Source organism: Lysinibacillus sp. RU7 (assembly GCF_057837305.1).
The window spans coordinates 1-15966 of the sequence record NZ_JBYQFK010000007.1 but is presented as its reverse complement, the minus strand read 5'-3'; the positions used below and the strand labels follow the sequence as shown (position 1 = coordinate 15966).

Here is a 15966-nt window from a genome sequence, read left to right as displayed (position 1 = left end):
TTTTATTAGTAGAGCAGAGAAGTAAGGAGCGGAGAACATGACAGAAATTTTATCGTTTAATAACGTAACGTTTTCATATACACCTGACGTTCCTGATGCACGCAAAGCAGTACAAGATGTCACATTTGCTGTGAATGAAGGCGAATGGATTGCCATTGTGGGGCATAATGGGTCAGGAAAATCAACGCTTGCTAAATTGGTGAGTGGTCTGTTATTTCCTCAAGCAGGAGAAGTGCGCATTATGCGTGAAGTGTTAACGGAGGAAAACTTATGGGAGATACGTTCTCATATAGGTATGGTGTTTCAAAATCCAGATAACCAATTTGTAGGTGCTACGGTACAAGATGATGTAGCCTTTTCCCTTGAGAATAACGGGGTACCTTATCAGGAAATGGTAGAGCGTGTACACGGGTCGTTAAAACAAGTGAAAATGGATAACTTCCTGAACCATGAGCCTCATCATTTATCAGGTGGGCAAAAGCAACGTGTAGCCATTGCAGGCGCACTTGCGATGCATCCTAAAATCTTAATTTTAGATGAAGCAACATCGATGTTAGATCCACAAGGGCGTGAAGAAGTATTACAAACGGTACAAGCACTTCGCGCAAAAATTGGCTTAACAGTACTATCGATTACACATGATTTAGAGGAAGCAATGCTTGCGGATCATGTGTTATTTATGAATGATGGGAAAAAATATGCCGAAGGAACACCAGCGGAAATTTTTGCGCTAGGTGATCAACTCGTCGAACTGGGGTTAGACTTACCATTTGCGATGAAAATGACGAAGCTACTACAAGCGCAAGGTGTACAGCTTGTAGGGCAACATATGACAGAAGAAGAGCTGGTGAATGACTTATGGACATCAAACTTCAACAAGTAGGCTATGCGTACTCTAAAGGTACACCGTTTGAAAAGTACGCACTTTACGATGTCGATTTAGCGATTACTTCAGGCACATATCAAGCCCTTATCGGTCATACGGGCTCGGGTAAATCTACCATCCTACAGCACTTTAATGGGCTATTAAAGCCTTCTACAGGAGCGGTGCATATTGGTGACCGTGTGATTGAAGCAGGGAAAAAAGCAAAGGAATTAAAGCCGATTCGTCAAAAGGTCGGGATTGTGTTCCAATTTCCAGAGCATCAATTATTCGAAGAAACCGTACTAAAAGACATTATGTTCGGTCCGATGAATTTTGGTGTATCTGAACAAGAAGCAGAGCGTCGTGCACGAGAGCTCATTCAGCTTGTAGGTCTTCCAGAAATGGTACTTGAAAAATCGCCATTTGATTTATCCGGTGGGCAAATGCGACGTGTAGCGATTGCAGGGGTACTGGCCATGGAGCCGGAAGTCATTGTATTAGATGAACCAACTGCAGGTCTTGACCCACGTGGGCAAAAAGAAATTATGGACATGTTTTACAAGTTGCATAGAGAACGTGGTTTAACAACGATACTTGTGACGCACAGTATGGAGGATGCGGCACGCTACGCTGATCAGCTTGCTATTATGCATGAAGGGCGTTGTGTACTCACAGGAACGCCACGAGAGCTATTTGCAGATGCGGAAACACTGAATGAGTACCGATTAGAATTACCGCGTATTGTTAAGTTCCAGCAACGTGTCGAGAAAATGATGAATATAAAGCTAGCAAAAGTATGCTTAACAGAAGAGGAACTAGCACAACAGATTGCGCTTGTTGTAAAGGAGCGTGATCATTCATGATGGAAAAAATGATTTTTGGACGTTATATTCCGGGCGATTCCTTTGTACATCGTTTAGATCCACGTTCAAAATTGATGTTTGTATTTGCTTTTATTGTCATCGTATTTTTAGCCAATAACGTCATGACGTATGGGTTATTATTAGCCTTTACGGCTGCTGTGATTTTCATGAGCCGCATTCGCTTGTATTTCTTAATTAATGGGTTAAAGCCTGTCATTCTTTTAATGATTTTTACTTTCCTACTGCATATTTTATTTACGCGTGAAGGGAATATCATTGTCGATGTAGGGTTCCTTAAAATTTATGAGGAAGGCTTAAAGCAGGGGATTTTCATCTCAATTCGTTTCTTAGTCTTGGTGTTTGTGACGTCTATTTTAACACTAACAACATCACCGATTTCGATTACGGACGGTATTGAGACATTATTAAATCCGCTTAAGAAGATTAAGCTGCCTGTACATGAGTTAGCATTGATGATGTCGATTTCACTTCGTTTCATCCCGACATTAATGGATGAAACGGATAAAATTATGAAGGCACAAATGGCACGTGGCTCCGATTTAAGTGCAGGGCCGTTAAAAGATCGCTTAAAGGCGATTGTTCCATTGCTTGTTCCGCTATTTGTTAGTGCATTTAAGCGTGCAGAAGATTTAGCAACAGCAATGGAAGTGCGCGGTTATCGTGGTGGCGAAGGACGTACACGTTATCGCCAGTTAAAATGGGATTCAGGTGATACACTCGCATTATTATCACTTGTAGTGATGGCCGTAGTACTTGTGTATTTCCGTAACTAGGAGTGTTGTATGAGAAGGTTAAAGGCGACAATTAGCTATGATGGCACGAACTTTGCAGGTTATCAAGTACAACCTGGGGAACGTACCGTACAGTTAGAGCTGGAGAAAGTATTGTCGGTGATGCATAAGGGAGAGCAAGTGAAGGTCACAGCAAGTGGACGTACGGATGCGCGTGTCCATGCGACAGGACAAGTCATTCACTTTGATACACCACTTGGGATTCCTTGTGATAAGTATAGGAAGGCGTTAAATGTACAGTTGCCTCGTGATATACGTGTCCATGCGATAGAAGAAGTAGCAAGTGAGTTCCATGCACGCTATAGTGTAAGTGGCAAGCGTTATCGCTATATTTGGAACTGTGAAACGATTCCAAGTCCGTTTCGCCGCTTTTATGCAGTCGAAACAAACGGTGTCAAGCCGGATGTGGAAGCAATGAAAGCAGCCGCGCAGGCAGTAATCGGTACGCATGATTTTTCTGCTTTTTGCGCGGCGAATACGAGTGTGATAGATAAAGTGCGTACAGTTTATTGTTTAGAGCTTACTTGGCACGATGAGGAACTGCATATGACGATTGAAGGCAATGGCTTTTTATACAATATGGTACGAATTATTGCTGGTACATTGTGGGAAGTCGGTGTTGGTAAAAGAAATACAGAAAATGTTAAAGAGACGATTGCCAGTATGGACCGTGGCAAAGCAGGTAAAACCGCGCCAGCACACGGTTTATACCTCGAAAAGGTATTCTACGAGAGCTAGTACAACTTCTCCAGGTGTTTAATTAAATCTCTTGACTTATCATGTAATACGTTATATGATGATGTATGGTATTTTCATTACCAACCACAAATAAGCCCCGAAAACTTATAGTGTAGACTAATGAAAAATAACGGTAATAACTATCGATTAGGAGGATATATTCATGCGTACAACATTCATGGCTAAAGGTCACGAAGTAGAGCGTAAATGGTTAGTAGTTGACGCAGAAGGCCAAACTCTTGGACGTTTAGCTTCTGAAGTAGCTGCAATTTTACGCGGTAAACATAAACCAACTTTCACACCAAACGTTGATACTGGTGATCACGTAATCATCATCAACGCTGACAAAATTGAGTTAACAGGTAACAAATTAGAAGGTAAAATTTACTACCGTCACACTCAATTCGCAGGCGGTTTAAAACAACGTACTGCTGGTGAAATGAAAGAAAAATACCCAACTCAAATGATTGAGTTAGCAGTTAAAGGTATGCTTCCTAAAAACTCTTTAGGTCGCAAAATGTTCGGTAAACTTAACGTTTACGCTGGAGCAGAGCACCCACATGCTGCACAAAAACCGGAAAGCTATACGCTTCGCGGATAATATAATATAAAGAGGAGGATATACCCTTGGCACAAGTTCAATATATCGGCACAGGTCGTCGTAAAAGCTCAGTAGCTCGCGTACGTTTAGTACCAGGCGAAGGCAAAATTGTTATCAACAAACGCGATGTTGAAGATTACGTTCCATTCGCAACATTACGTGAAGTAATTAAACAACCATTAGTAGCAACTGAAACTTTAGGTAGCTATGATATCCACGTAAACGTAAACGGTGGTGGTTTCACTGGTCAAGCTGGTGCAATCCGTCACGGTATCGCACGTGCATTATTACAAGTTGACCCAGATTTCCGCCCAGCGTTAAAATCTGCTGGTTTACTTACTCGTGACGCTCGTATGAAAGAACGTAAAAAATACGGTCTTAAAGGCGCTCGTCGTGCACCTCAGTTCTCAAAACGTTAATTTTACGCATACAGAACTTCCAACCTCTCAAGGCTTTTGTCTTGGGAGGTTTTTTCTATATATAAAAATCCTTCTTCAAATTGGAAGAAGGATTTTTAAGTTGAACGGATGCTTTATAGTATGCCAAGGTTTATTCCTCATTATGTTTATTCAAGACAAGGCAGTGATTTTTTAATGAAAGGAATCAATAGCTTCCGCTTTTTATTCTGCTGACGAAAGGTTGTTTTCCATTTGTTGTAGAATTCGCCTCATAAGCAATAACTCCTCTGGTAAAATTCCGTTTAACATTTTCTGTTCGTGCTTTTCCCAGATTGCTGTGATGGGTTCTTTTAGCTGTCTTCCCTTATCGGTTAGATACACTTTGCTAATTCGAGAATCTGTCGCATCATGCTCGCGATAGATGATATTATCCTGTTCTAATTTTTTCAGCATGGTGCTTACAGTGGAGGCTTCGGATCCTAACTTATTTCTCAGTTGGGATTGCGTAATGCCGTCCTGCTGCCATAAATGGTATAGTGCGAGTTCTTGTCCGATATATAACCCTAATTCTCGAAGTTGACTGGAGTAACTTTTGCGAGTTTGGATGGCGATTGTTTGTAGTAATTCGCGAATCTCCCTTTCTACCATAGTGATGCCTCCTGCTTTTAGTTAGTGTACTAATTATATTAATGAATCTGTTTATCGTCAAATAAAATAAAATCAAGAACTTGATTTTATTTTGTGGTTACTATTTAATTAGGGTACTAACTAATTTAGTGGTTAAGTAAAATAATGTAATGAAGGAGGTTGATTTAATGAATCGAATGTTGAAGCCGACTATTATTTCTATTGCGACGGCAACTGTCATGGCTGGAGCGGCCATTTCGCCAGCGCTTGGGTTAATTGCTGCACATTTTTCGGAGGCGGACCCTATACTGATTAAACTTGTTTTAACAGTACCGTCATTAATGATTATTCCTTTTTCGTTTCTTTCAAGCTATTTAACGAAGAAAATATCAAAACGGTCCATCGTTTTATTAGGGCTTGTGATTTACGTTGTTAGTGGTGTGGGTGCGCAGTTTTCAAATACGATTGAAGTACTCCTGGCATTTCGGATGTTATTAGGCGCTGGGGTTGGACTTGTGATGCCGCTTTCCTTTACGTTAATCAGTGATCATTTTCAAGGGAAAGAACAAACGAAAATGATGGGGTACAACACAGCGTTTAGTAATGTAGGTGGGATCATTACGATGCTTTTAGCCGGCTATCTTGCGTCCTTTAACTGGCGTGTGCCGTTCAATGTGTATTGGATGGGATTGGGCATTTTTCTTCTTGTCTTCTTATATTTACCGAAGAATAAGCCATTGGAGCAAAGGCAGGGGGAAGCGAAAGCGAAAATACCGTTATTTGTATTTGGGCTAGCCTTTGCTGCATGCGGCATTATGCTCGCTTACTATGCGATTGCTACCAATATGGCATTGTACCTCCAACAGAGCCAGTTAGGAAGTTCACAGACTGCAGGGTTAGTCATGGCTTTTACGACAGTAGGTGGGATGATTACGAGCTTGACTCTCATTCGTTTGCAAGTACTATTTAAGAACTTCTTAATGTTAGCAGGGATTTTATCGATGGGTGTCGCCTTTGGTATTTTATCGATTACGCATTCTATCCCTGTCATATTAATTAGTGTTTGCTTAATTGGTTTTGGGCAAGGTATCACTTTCCCGCTAATCAATGTCAAAGTATTAAGCAGTATCGATCCATCATTAAGTGACCGGGTCATCTCCATTGTATCGAGTATGATTTATGTCGGGCAATTTTTATCCCCTGTCGTCCTTGACTCCATTAGTAAGGTTGCGGGAATCCCAACGATTCGTTTTCAATACAGCATCCTTGCTGTGTGCTTGATTATTTCTGTTGGGGGCATGATGCTCGCGAAAGTAATAAAAAGGAACGCAACAGCTGGGAAAGAAATGAAGACCGGTTCTCTATAAAAGTATGAAAGATGGAATTAGGTGAGGGGAGAAACAAAGGGGAGTTTGACAATAGTGTTTCTTTAGGTATTTACGAAGTATGAAGTGAATAAGTTGAAAGGAGCTATCCAAGCCAGTGGAGGATGGCTCCTTTATTTTTGCTATAAGCTGTAGTGTGTTTATATTGTATTAATCCACCTCGCTCAAATCCATTAACTGAGTACCAATCCGGTTCATATTTGTGTACGCCTCATTCATTTCATGCATACTTGCTGTATACTGCTGTGTAAAGGCGACGATTTGTGTCGTGGATTCATTTACATAACTCATCGATTTTGTAATGTTCTCGAGTTCCTTCATAATGCTCTCGGCACTTTCTGTACTACTTTGCGCCATTTTTTGAATTTCCTCTGCGACGACGGCGAAGCCTTTACCATGAATGCCTGAGCGTGCAGCCTCAATAGAAGCATTTAATCCTAAAATTTGTGATTTTCTTGAAATATCTTTCACAGTATTGACGATTTTGTTAATTTGCTGGATATCGTTATTCATTGTATGAGCAAATGCCGATAAGTCTTCCATACGCTTGGATACATGGGTACTAGCTTGTGTTAATTCCTCTGTTGTAGCGGACATTTGCTGTACGGCGCTTGAAAGCTCTGTTGCGACAATTCGCATATGATGGACACGGTCATTCGAAATTACCCCAGTCACGACCCCAACGATTTTGCCCTCATCATAAATAGGGCATGCAGAGGCGATATAGGCAAATCCAAATAGTTCCGCCCCTCGTTCTTCTCGGAGAAATTGTCCGCTTTTCATTGCGCGGACACTTGTTGTGTTTTTGTGCATGTCAATGGTTTCCCCGACTCTAATATTTAAATCGACCATTTTCCCGCGTTTATACCCAACGACTTTTTCTGTATCAAAAATGAGTACACAAGCATCTTCAGGATAGGTTGCTTGATAAATATCAATTGAATCCACAACGGCTTTTAATTTGCTATTCATGCAATCCCCCCATTTCTATATTAGTCTAGTAAGAATAGTGAAATAATCTACTAATTCTACTATATAACAAAAATGCTCTTTAAATATGGAATGTTTGCAATTTTGTATATAGAGGTTTACTTAGAAGGGCATGGATTATTGAACAAAAGAATGCATTTGTATACAATTGTATTCAGGAGGCGATGTAATGCAAAAAGAACATGAAGAAGGATTTGTTAAAGAAGAACATAGACATGGTAGGCGGAAAAGGGGGCATCATGGTGCGCAAACGTTTCGACGTGGCAGAGCCCTTGCCTTCTATCAGCAGTTAATGGTAAAACAGGACACATTAAAAAAACAATTAGAATGTGTGGAATTACAGTCTATTCATCCAATTATTGCGGGTGAATTGAAGGCGACAGAAGCAATTATGAACGATTTTAAAGCCGCATTTGCGTTAGCTGAAATGATCGAGGAAACAGTAGAAGAGTAACATGGATGATACAGGTACTAGTGAGGAGTAAGTGACTTGTAACAATCCAATCTCTCAGGCGGATGTTTGAGGGATTTTTTCACGTGAAACATTTTGAAGGGAAAAGGAGGGAAACATTTTGCGAGCTGTTTTAAAGCTAATAAAGTATTTAAGACCTTATGTTGTCTTTGCTATTATTGCACCACTTATGATGCTTTTAGAAGTTTCGATGGATTTAGTGCAGCCAACCATCTTACAGTTAATTATTGATAACGGCATTGCACAACGTGATACAGCTTATATTGTGACCATGTTTGGTTTCATGATTGGCGCCGCAATTGTCGGGCTGATTGGCGGTATCGGATGTTCCATTTATGCATCACGTGCAGCTATCAATTTTGCTGCGGATATACGACATGATTTATATGAAACGATTACATACTTTTCAAATCGTAGTAAGGATCAATTTACGCTCGGTAAACTCATTACAAATTTAACGAGCGATGTAGAAATGCTACAGCGTGCGCTTACGATGTTATTGAAGATTTTTGTGCGTGGCCCGATGCTCTTTATCGGTGCGATTGTCATGGTATATTTCACCGCACGGGAGCTCTTTGCTATTCTACTCGTTGTTGTACCGATTTTAGCGATTTGCGTGTACTTCTTTACGATGATATCAGGTAAGCTATTTTATCGTGTCCAAAAGGTTGTCGATCAAGTGAATACAAAAGTGCAAGAAAATTTAGCGGGCATCCGTGTAGTGAAAGCATATAACCGGAAACAGCATCAAATGGAACAGTTTGCTACTATCAATAGACAGCTGATGAAACGGACTATTCATGCGGATCAAATCATTGGGATTTTAGCCCCGTTCTCGATGTTCGTCATTAATATGGGTATCGTGGCTGCATTATGGTTAGGTGCTATTAAAATAGAAAATAATACGATTCAAATTGGCGTTATTTTAGCGTTTACAAACTATTTGATGATGGTGATGAATGGGCTAATGAGTTCTTCAATGGTACTCGTACAGCTTGCCCGTGCTATCCCTAGCGCAGAGCGTATCGTTTCAGTATTAGAAGAAACAACAGAAGTAACGAGCCCTCAACAACCAGTACATCATTTAGTACGTGGAGATGTAGTGTTTGAAAATGTAAGTTTTTCTTATAGTAAAGAAACAGAACCTGTACTAAAGGAACTGTCTTTTACTGTGCAAGCAGGAGAAACAGTCGGCATTATCGGTATGACCGGTAGTGGGAAATCAACGCTTGTAAAAATGATTCCTCGTTTATTTGATACCGATCAAGGAATGATTAAAATTGACGGGATTCCCATCCAACAATACGATTTACAGCAGCTTCGTGAATCGATTGGGTTTGCACCGCAAAAGGCAACCCTATTCTCCAAAACGATTGCTGACAATATCCGCTACGGAGAGGAAGCTGCAACAAATGCTCAAATTGCCGACAGCATACGAGCTGCTTGTGCAACAGAATTTGTGGAGAAGCTACCAGCAGGCATAGAGCACCTACTAACACAAGGGGCAACTAATTTATCGGGTGGACAAAAACAACGTCTGGCAATGGCACGTGCGTTTATTCGGAAGCCGGCCATCCTTATTTTAGATGATGTGACAAGTGCAGTGGATAGTATCTCAGAAAAGACAATCCAACAAGCAATTCAATCTGAGTTTGCGGAGGCAACGAAATTTATCGTGTCATCCAAAGTTTCTTCCATTCGTCATGCAAATCAAATTTTTGTCATGGATGATGGGCGCATTACTGCGAGTGGAACACATGAGGCATTACTCGAAACAAGTGATTTATATCAAGAAATCGTACGCACACAAATAGAGAAAGGGGGGACGGTAAGTGAATAATCGACCAGGTGGACCGCCACCACCAATGGGGCATCCTGGCGGAAGGTTTAACGGACCTGTCGTAAAGCCTAAAAATCAAAAACAGACCTTGCTACGTATATGGAGCTATTTACGCCAGCAAAAAATAGGGATGTTTGTAGCAACCTTTCTCGTTATGATGGGTTCATTACTTGGCTTAATCGGTCCGTATTTAGTCGGTGTTATTACGGATGAATACATTTTAACATTCGATGTGAGCGGTGCGATTCGCATGTCCATCGTTCTAGCGGTTGTATACACAGTGTATTCATTATTTACATGGCTACAATCCTATGTAATGATTCGTATTTCACAGAAAACAATTCGCCAATTACGCCAACAATTATTTTCAAAACTGCAAAACTTACCGTTATCATTTTTCGACAAGCGTAAGCAGGGCGATTTAATGAGTCGTATGACAAACGATATTGATAATTTAAATGCCGCATTATCGCAAAGCGTTGTACAAATTATTTCTTCTTTATTAATGATTATTGGCACGGCTTTTGTACTCTTCTACTTGAACTGGATTTTAGCCATTGTGACATTAACAGTGATTCCATTCATCGTCTGGGTAACAAAACAAATCATCAAGCGTAGTAGTGTTAATTTTATAGCGCGGCAACGTGATTTAGGTCAGTTAAATAGTTATATAGAAGAAACTATCTCAAACTCTGATATTACAACATTGTTTGGCAAAGAAAAGCAAACGGTAGCAGAGTTTACAGTGGCGAATGAACGCTTACGAACATCTGCTATGCGTGCAGATATTATCTCCGGCTTTATGGGGCCGATGAATAACTTTATGAATAACTTGGGTACAGGATTCGTCATTGGTGTAGGGGCCATTTTAGCTGTGAAAGGTGATGTCACAATTGGGATCATTGCTTCTGTTGTCACCTATACGCGTCAATTTTTCCGGCCCATTAATCAGTTATCCAACTTACTCAATACATTCCAATCAGCCATTGCTGGTTCTGAGCGTGTATTTGAAATTTTAGACGAACAAGAAGAAGTGGCGGACAAACTAGATGCGAAAGAAAAGAATCGCTTTAACGGGGATGTCCAGTTTGAACAAGTAGCATTCGAATATGAAACAGGGAAACCTATTCTACGTGGGATTGATTTCACAGTGAGTGCGGGAGAAATGGTAGCGATTGTCGGTCCAACGGGCTCAGGCAAAACAACTATTATTCAACTGCTTACTCGTTTTTATGATGCGACAGGCGGACGGATTTTGTTGGATGGTGAGCCGATTACGCATTATAAAATGGCCAATGTCCGTGACCATGTCGGCGTCGTATTACAAGACACATACTTATTTTCTGGGACGATACGTGAAAATATTCGGTTCGGTCAACTGGATGCAACAGATGAAGAAGTAGAACAGGCAGCGAAAATTGCGTATGCCCATAACTTTATTAAATATTTACCACAGCAATATGACACATTACTAACAAGCGGTGGTATGAATTTAAGTCAAGGGCAACGACAGCTCATTGCGATTGCGCGTGCCATTTTAGAAGACCCCGATATTTTAATTCTTGATGAGGCGACATCGAGTGTAGATACGATGACAGAATTACACATTCAAAAAGGCTTAAATAACTTAATGAAGGGGCGTACAAGCTTCGTGATTGCCCACCGATTAAAAACAATTGAAAATGCAGACACAATTCTGGTGATAAAAGATGGGCAAATTTTAGAATCAGGTAATCACAATGTATTAATGGAGCAACGTGGTTTCTACGCAACATTACAAAATCATCTCGCCATGGAATAATGCATAGACTCACTCTCTTTTACGTATAGTATGGAAAAAGGAGAGTGGACATGTGCGACGTTGGTTAGCAGTACTTGTATTACTATGTACTTGTATGCTCGTCGTTGTGTATGAAACAAGTGCATCGGACAGGCGCTTTTTCTTACCGGAGCCTCTAGGTGGGGTGACAATCGTGCTTGATGCTGGGCATGGCGGAATAGATGGTGGGGCGACAAATGGCGATCTCATCGAAAAGGACGTCACACTTGAAATTACACAAAAGTTAGCAAGACAGTTAACGCGTCTTGGAGCGGAAGTTGTGATGACACGTACAACAGATGGAGATGTCATTAGCGAGCATAAACCAGGTGAAGAGTATCCAACACTGCGAGAGCGTAAAAAGCAAGATATCTTTCTAAGACAATCGATTGTTGCAAGCACACAACCAGATTTATTTATCACAGTCCATGCTAATGCCATTCCAGATAGTCAGTGGCGTGGTGCGCAAGTGTTTTATCATAAAACAGGACATGAGCAAAGCCAATACTTAGCTAAAGCGATTCAATCATCGATTCGAGAAGACTTAGGAAACACAAACAGGGAAGCACTCGCGATTGAGCAAGTATATTTACTGAAAAAAACGGAAGTACCTGCTGTATTAGTGGAGACAGGCTTCTTGAGCAACCCGGAAGAAAGTGCGTTACTTGCAGATAAAAACTATCAAGAAAAAATGGCCATCGCCATCGCTGAAGGTATTGAAAACTATTTTGATATGTCGTATGAGTGAAGCAACTCACAGTACTACTAGAAGTGCAGTGTGATATACTAGCAATGGATATAAAATTTGGGGGAGTGTATGAATTTGATGAACGAACAACAAGTCAGAGAACTATTGGGACAATTAGAAGATCCTTTTTTACATAGAACGTTAGAGCAAACGGGCGGCATTTTAAGCGTAACAATTAAGGAAGACAAGCAATTTGTTAGCGTAAAAATTGCCATTGCAAAAACAAACACACCAGAACAAATGACACTTCAAATGAAAATCGTTGAGGTATTAAAAGCAAATGGTGCAGCTTCAGTAGGTATTCGCTTTGAAGAATTATCACCAGAAGTATTAGATGCATTCCGCGGCCAAGCGACAGAAGCAGAGGCGCAAGATATTTTATCGCCATTATCTAAAGTACAATTTATTGCCATTGCCTCTGGTAAAGGTGGCGTTGGGAAATCAACGGTGTCAGTCAATATGGCAGTAGCGCTGTCTCGTCTAGGTAAAAAAGTCGGTTTAATCGATGCCGATATTTATGGGTTTAGCGTACCAGATATGATGGGTATTACAGAGATGCCGGTTGTAAAAAATGACCGGATCTATCCTGTCGACCGCATGGGTGTAAAAGTTATTTCGATGGGCTTCTTCGTAGAAAACAATGCACCCATCGTATGGCGTGGTCCAATGTTAGGGAAAGTGTTAGATCAGTTCTTCCGTGATGTAGAGTGGGGCGATTTAGACTACTTATTATTAGATTTACCACCAGGTACAGGGGATGTAGCGCTTGATTTACATCAAATGTTGCCAGCTTCAAAAGAAATCGTTGTCACAACACCTCATCCAACAGCAGCATTTGTTGCAGCGCGCGCGGGTGCGATGGCATTACAAACAAACCATGAAATTCTTGGTGTAATCGAAAATATGGCTTGGTTCGAGTCCAAACTAACAGGTGAACGTGAATACGTATTTGGTCAAGGTGGCGGTCCAAAATTAGCCGAAGAGTTACGTACCGATTTACTTGGTCAAATTCCTTTAGGCCAACCAGACTGGGCAGATGAGGATTTTGCACCGTCTGTTTATGCTGAAGACCATCCAACAGGTAAAATCTATTTAGAAATCGCTGGACGTATCGTTGACAAGCTAACAAAGTAATTGTATTTAAACACTATCCATCCATAAAGGGTGGATAGTTTTTTACATATAAAAGGTAGCGATTCTAATGAATAGAATCGCTACCTATTTTTCAGTGAGGGGGATTTCTTCGTTGTAAATAACAGCCATCAGCTTACTTTATAAGTGTTGTATACAGTAGTTTTAACCACCGCCACTGCCACCATCTTTTCCACCACTTCCATCTTTACCGCCACCAGATTCGCCTGCTTTAGAACTACCTTCCTCTCCACTTTTCCGAATCAACTCTTGCCATTTAGATTGCATTAATGGATTTTCAATCGTTTCTTTTACAACGTCCTCCATCTGTTTTCGAAGTTCGGTCCCTTTTAAAATGGACTCGAATTGTTTTTGCATATCTGGTTGATCAAAAAATTGGATTAATGTTTTTTGATATTCGGCATCGTTCATTAAAGTTTTCATTAATTTTTCTTGCTGTTCCTGCATGCTTTTGGCTAATGTTTCTTTAAACTTAGGGTCTTCAAATGTCTTTTTCCAAAAATCCTCCGCTTCTTTTGAGAGAAGTGTGTTTTTCATCGCCGTATCGACTTCGCTGTGTTCAAGCACAAGTAGTTCACGAAAACTTTGATCTTGAAGTAATTGTCGTATCGCTTTTTTTCCTTCTTCTGTTTGCAATGCGTCTACCATAATTTTCTTTACTTCCTCATAAGATAGCGTCGACGTATTTTCGCCTGAACAACTAACTAACACTAAAGCTACCCAACATAAGATGAATAGTCGCCGCATAAGTCCCTTCCTTTCCGTGAAAGCGCTCTTTCAATTATTGTTCACATTTCGGGGAATAATATGTATGGAATCACATCATCATTAGCTTTTTTACAAAAGCATTGTTAAAATAAGATGAGGAAATTGAATAAACGGAGGACAATTTGTCGTGACGATACGAAATTGGTTTAAGTTTTTTGTAGTAGCTATGCTAATTGGCGGTGGTGTCACAGCAGTAGCAAGCCTTTTTATACGCTGGAATTTCTTTCAACCATATTTAGTGGCAGGTGAATTCGGCGAATTTATTGCTGCCTTTACATGGATGATTTTACTTGGTTTTACGATGAGTGTAATTGCGCAAGCTGGTTTTTTTGCTTATCTCACACTGCATCAAATTGGTGTCGGTGTTTTTAAAACGTTAACACTCTGGAACTGGGTACAATTACTTTTAATTGTCATTGTCTTAGTGGATTTAGTGATTTTCCGCTTTGCACCAGATGCTAAATCTGTAGGAGATTGGCTATTCTACATAGGTTTATTAGTATTTTTAGTAGGCGCAGCAGTTGCAACTGCTATGAAAAAAGTGAACATGACTGGCAAAAAACACGTATTGATTTCAGCGATGTTCTTTATGATTGTCATTACATCGTTAGAATGGATTATTGCGTTAATGGGGCGTGAAGACAATATTAACATGTATGTTGCGCTATTATTATTCCCACTTGTCGCAGTAAATGCGTATCAGTTATTAATGTTACCGAAGTATAATGAAAAATCAGAGCAAGATCGTAAAAAATTAGAGGAGCGCCGCAAAGCACGAAAGCAAACAGCGCAACAATCCTAATAATGAAGAGAGACTGACCACAACTTCTGGTCAGTCTCTTTTAAGGATAACGTTTTGTTTTAAGTGAATAACCAAATAGACTTTCTTCTATAGAAAGAAACTGTTGTTTAGCCACCCAATCCGAAAATTGAGTAAAATCTACATTTGTCTCCTTATATACAGGCAAAGATAATATTGTCCCTTTTTCCAATTTTTTAGGTAACACATTGTTGCGAACAACAAGAGAAGGGGCAATCATATTAATTTGCTGTTCAAATAATGTGCGTTTTAATGTGTCTTCATACATATAGCCTTTTAACATAAACCATAATGGCTTGTTATCGAATGCATTTTCATAGACAGCTATATCTTCCTCAACTGTTTCAAGCGTCTCCCCTAATAATCCAGTAGCACGTTGATAGGTATTGAATAACTCCACAAGATGGTCCGCTCGTTCAATAAGATCAGCGTCTAACAAAAATAGTGTATTACGACTGTTTGGGGAAGTAATGAATTCTACTAGTCCATCATGTTCAAAATCTAATTCTATTATCAGAACCTGTCCATTATTTCCTTTTACAATTACATTAGGCTCCTCTGTCATTAAAAATACGGGAATACGAATATCTTGAAGAGAATAATAAGCAGCTAATGATAGTGTAAATAAACCTAATAATATCAATACTTTTCGCATGTTTAGCATGCTCCTTTTTTGCGCAGATTTTAAAAAGAAATGAGTTTCTCAAAAAAACTTATGAAATAGTGTTGACGAATATGATTAGGTGGTGCTAATATAAGTAAGTCGCTAAGACATGAAGAAAGTTTTAAAGAAAATCATTGACTTCATAAAAAGTCGATGGTATGATACTAAAAGTCACTATCGAAAGCAGATAACGACAAAAAACTTTTAAAAAAAGTTGTTGACACAAACTTAGGTTAGTGTTAAGATATAAAGGTTGCTGTTGAAGCAAATTAAAAATGAACTTTGAAAACTGAACAAGCAAAACGTTAACAATAAATGTTTCTGAACAAGAAACAAAATTTTGGACATCAAACATGATGCCAGCAAATTTGAGCTTACTCAAATTCTTTTATGGAGAGTTTGAT

General features: G+C 39.9%; 17 protein-coding genes. 13 read left to right on the top strand and 4 right to left on the bottom strand.

Annotated features, from left to right (window positions below; translation table 11 throughout):
- Nucleotides 1-37 precede the first annotated feature (37 nt).
- The 6 genes from AC3II9_RS06785 to rpsI all read left to right on the top strand — a co-directional run bounded on the left by AC3II9_RS06785 (nt 38) and on the right by rpsI (nt 4298).
- Nucleotides 38-883, top strand: coding sequence for an energy-coupling factor ABC transporter ATP-binding protein (locus tag AC3II9_RS06785; RefSeq protein WP_489154275.1), 846 nt, complete (start codon nt 38-40; stop codon nt 881-883).
- Entirely contained in the window at nt 859-1728 is an 870-nt protein-coding gene (locus AC3II9_RS06780) for an energy-coupling factor ABC transporter ATP-binding protein (protein WP_489154273.1), read from the top strand. Before AC3II9_RS06785 ends, AC3II9_RS06780 begins: the two co-directional genes overlap by 25 nt.
- On the top strand, nt 1725-2522 hold the full coding sequence (locus AC3II9_RS06775; protein WP_489154271.1) for an energy-coupling factor transporter transmembrane component T family protein: 798 nt from the start codon (nt 1725-1727) through the stop codon (nt 2520-2522). The genes AC3II9_RS06780 and AC3II9_RS06775 overlap by 4 nt, the downstream gene beginning before the upstream one ends.
- A gap of 9 nt (nt 2523-2531) precedes the next feature.
- Complete coding sequence (gene truA / locus AC3II9_RS06770) at nt 2532-3278, top strand: tRNA pseudouridine(38-40) synthase TruA (protein ID WP_489154269.1); 747 nt, start codon at nt 2532-2534, stop codon at nt 3276-3278.
- A 163-nt stretch (nt 3279-3441) separates the two neighbouring features.
- Nucleotides 3442-3879: a 50S ribosomal protein L13 gene (gene rplM, locus AC3II9_RS06765; protein WP_489154267.1), complete on the top strand. Its 438-nt coding sequence runs from the start codon at nt 3442-3444 to the stop codon at nt 3877-3879.
- 26 nt (nt 3880-3905) lie between these two features.
- On the top strand, nt 3906-4298 hold the full coding sequence (rpsI, locus tag AC3II9_RS06760; RefSeq protein ID WP_391374238.1) for a 30S ribosomal protein S9: 393 nt from the start codon (nt 3906-3908) through the stop codon (nt 4296-4298).
- Between the two features lie 201 nt (nt 4299-4499).
- Here rpsI and AC3II9_RS06755 read toward each other — a convergent pair whose 3' ends face one another.
- A complete protein-coding gene (locus AC3II9_RS06755) occupies nt 4500-4925 on the bottom strand; it encodes a MarR family winged helix-turn-helix transcriptional regulator (RefSeq protein WP_489154265.1) in 426 nt (141 codons plus the stop codon).
- A 167-nt stretch (nt 4926-5092) separates the two neighbouring features.
- On the opposite strand from AC3II9_RS06755, the gene AC3II9_RS06750 reads away from it, so the two are divergent.
- Nucleotides 5093-6271, top strand: coding sequence for an MFS transporter (locus AC3II9_RS06750; protein ID WP_489154263.1), 1179 nt, complete (start codon nt 5093-5095; stop codon nt 6269-6271).
- 168 nt (nt 6272-6439) lie between these two features.
- Here AC3II9_RS06750 and AC3II9_RS06745 read toward each other — a convergent pair whose 3' ends face one another.
- A complete protein-coding gene (locus tag AC3II9_RS06745; RefSeq protein ID WP_489154261.1) occupies nt 6440-7261 on the bottom strand; it encodes a methyl-accepting chemotaxis protein in 822 nt (273 codons plus the stop codon).
- Nucleotides 7262-7448: 187 nt separating this feature from the next.
- Between AC3II9_RS06745 and AC3II9_RS06740 the strand changes: the two genes are divergently transcribed.
- The 5 genes from AC3II9_RS06740 (at nt 7449) to AC3II9_RS06720 (ending at nt 13292) form a co-directional block, all read left to right on the top strand.
- Complete coding sequence (locus tag AC3II9_RS06740; RefSeq protein WP_489154259.1) at nt 7449-7733, top strand: 2-keto-3-deoxygluconate kinase; 285 nt, start codon at nt 7449-7451, stop codon at nt 7731-7733.
- A 118-nt stretch (nt 7734-7851) separates the two neighbouring features.
- Nucleotides 7852-9591 carry an ABC transporter ATP-binding protein gene (locus tag AC3II9_RS06735; protein WP_489154257.1) on the top strand — a complete coding sequence of 580 codons (1740 nt, stop codon included), beginning with the start codon at nt 7852-7854 and terminating at the stop codon, nt 9589-9591.
- A gap of 25 nt (nt 9592-9616) precedes the next feature.
- The gene (locus AC3II9_RS06730) at nt 9617-11392 is read left to right on the top strand and encodes an ABC transporter ATP-binding protein (protein ID WP_489154457.1); all 1776 of its coding nucleotides are present in this window, start codon (nt 9617-9619) and stop codon (nt 11390-11392) included.
- Between the two features lie 52 nt (nt 11393-11444).
- The gene (locus tag AC3II9_RS06725) at nt 11445-12158 is read left to right on the top strand and encodes an N-acetylmuramoyl-L-alanine amidase (protein ID WP_489154255.1); all 714 of its coding nucleotides are present in this window, start codon (nt 11445-11447) and stop codon (nt 12156-12158) included.
- A gap of 75 nt (nt 12159-12233) precedes the next feature.
- The gene (locus tag AC3II9_RS06720) at nt 12234-13292 is read left to right on the top strand and encodes an Mrp/NBP35 family ATP-binding protein (RefSeq protein WP_489154455.1); all 1059 of its coding nucleotides are present in this window, start codon (nt 12234-12236) and stop codon (nt 13290-13292) included.
- Nucleotides 13293-13454: 162 nt separating this feature from the next.
- On the opposite strand, the gene gerD is transcribed toward AC3II9_RS06720, so the two are convergent.
- Nucleotides 13455-14057 (bottom strand): spore germination lipoprotein GerD, encoded by a 603-nt coding sequence (gene gerD, locus AC3II9_RS06715; protein WP_489154253.1) that lies wholly within the window; start codon nt 14055-14057, stop codon nt 13455-13457.
- A 148-nt stretch (nt 14058-14205) separates the two neighbouring features.
- Here gerD and AC3II9_RS06710 point away from each other — a divergent pair, with 148 nt between their 5' ends.
- Complete coding sequence (locus tag AC3II9_RS06710) at nt 14206-14880, top strand: KinB-signaling pathway activation protein (RefSeq protein WP_489154251.1); 675 nt, start codon at nt 14206-14208, stop codon at nt 14878-14880.
- 40 nt (nt 14881-14920) lie between these two features.
- On the opposite strand, the gene AC3II9_RS06705 is transcribed toward AC3II9_RS06710, so the two are convergent.
- Nucleotides 14921-15553: a hypothetical protein gene (locus AC3II9_RS06705; RefSeq protein ID WP_489154249.1), complete on the bottom strand. Its 633-nt coding sequence runs from the start codon at nt 15551-15553 to the stop codon at nt 14921-14923.
- Nucleotides 15554-15966 lie beyond the last annotated feature (413 nt).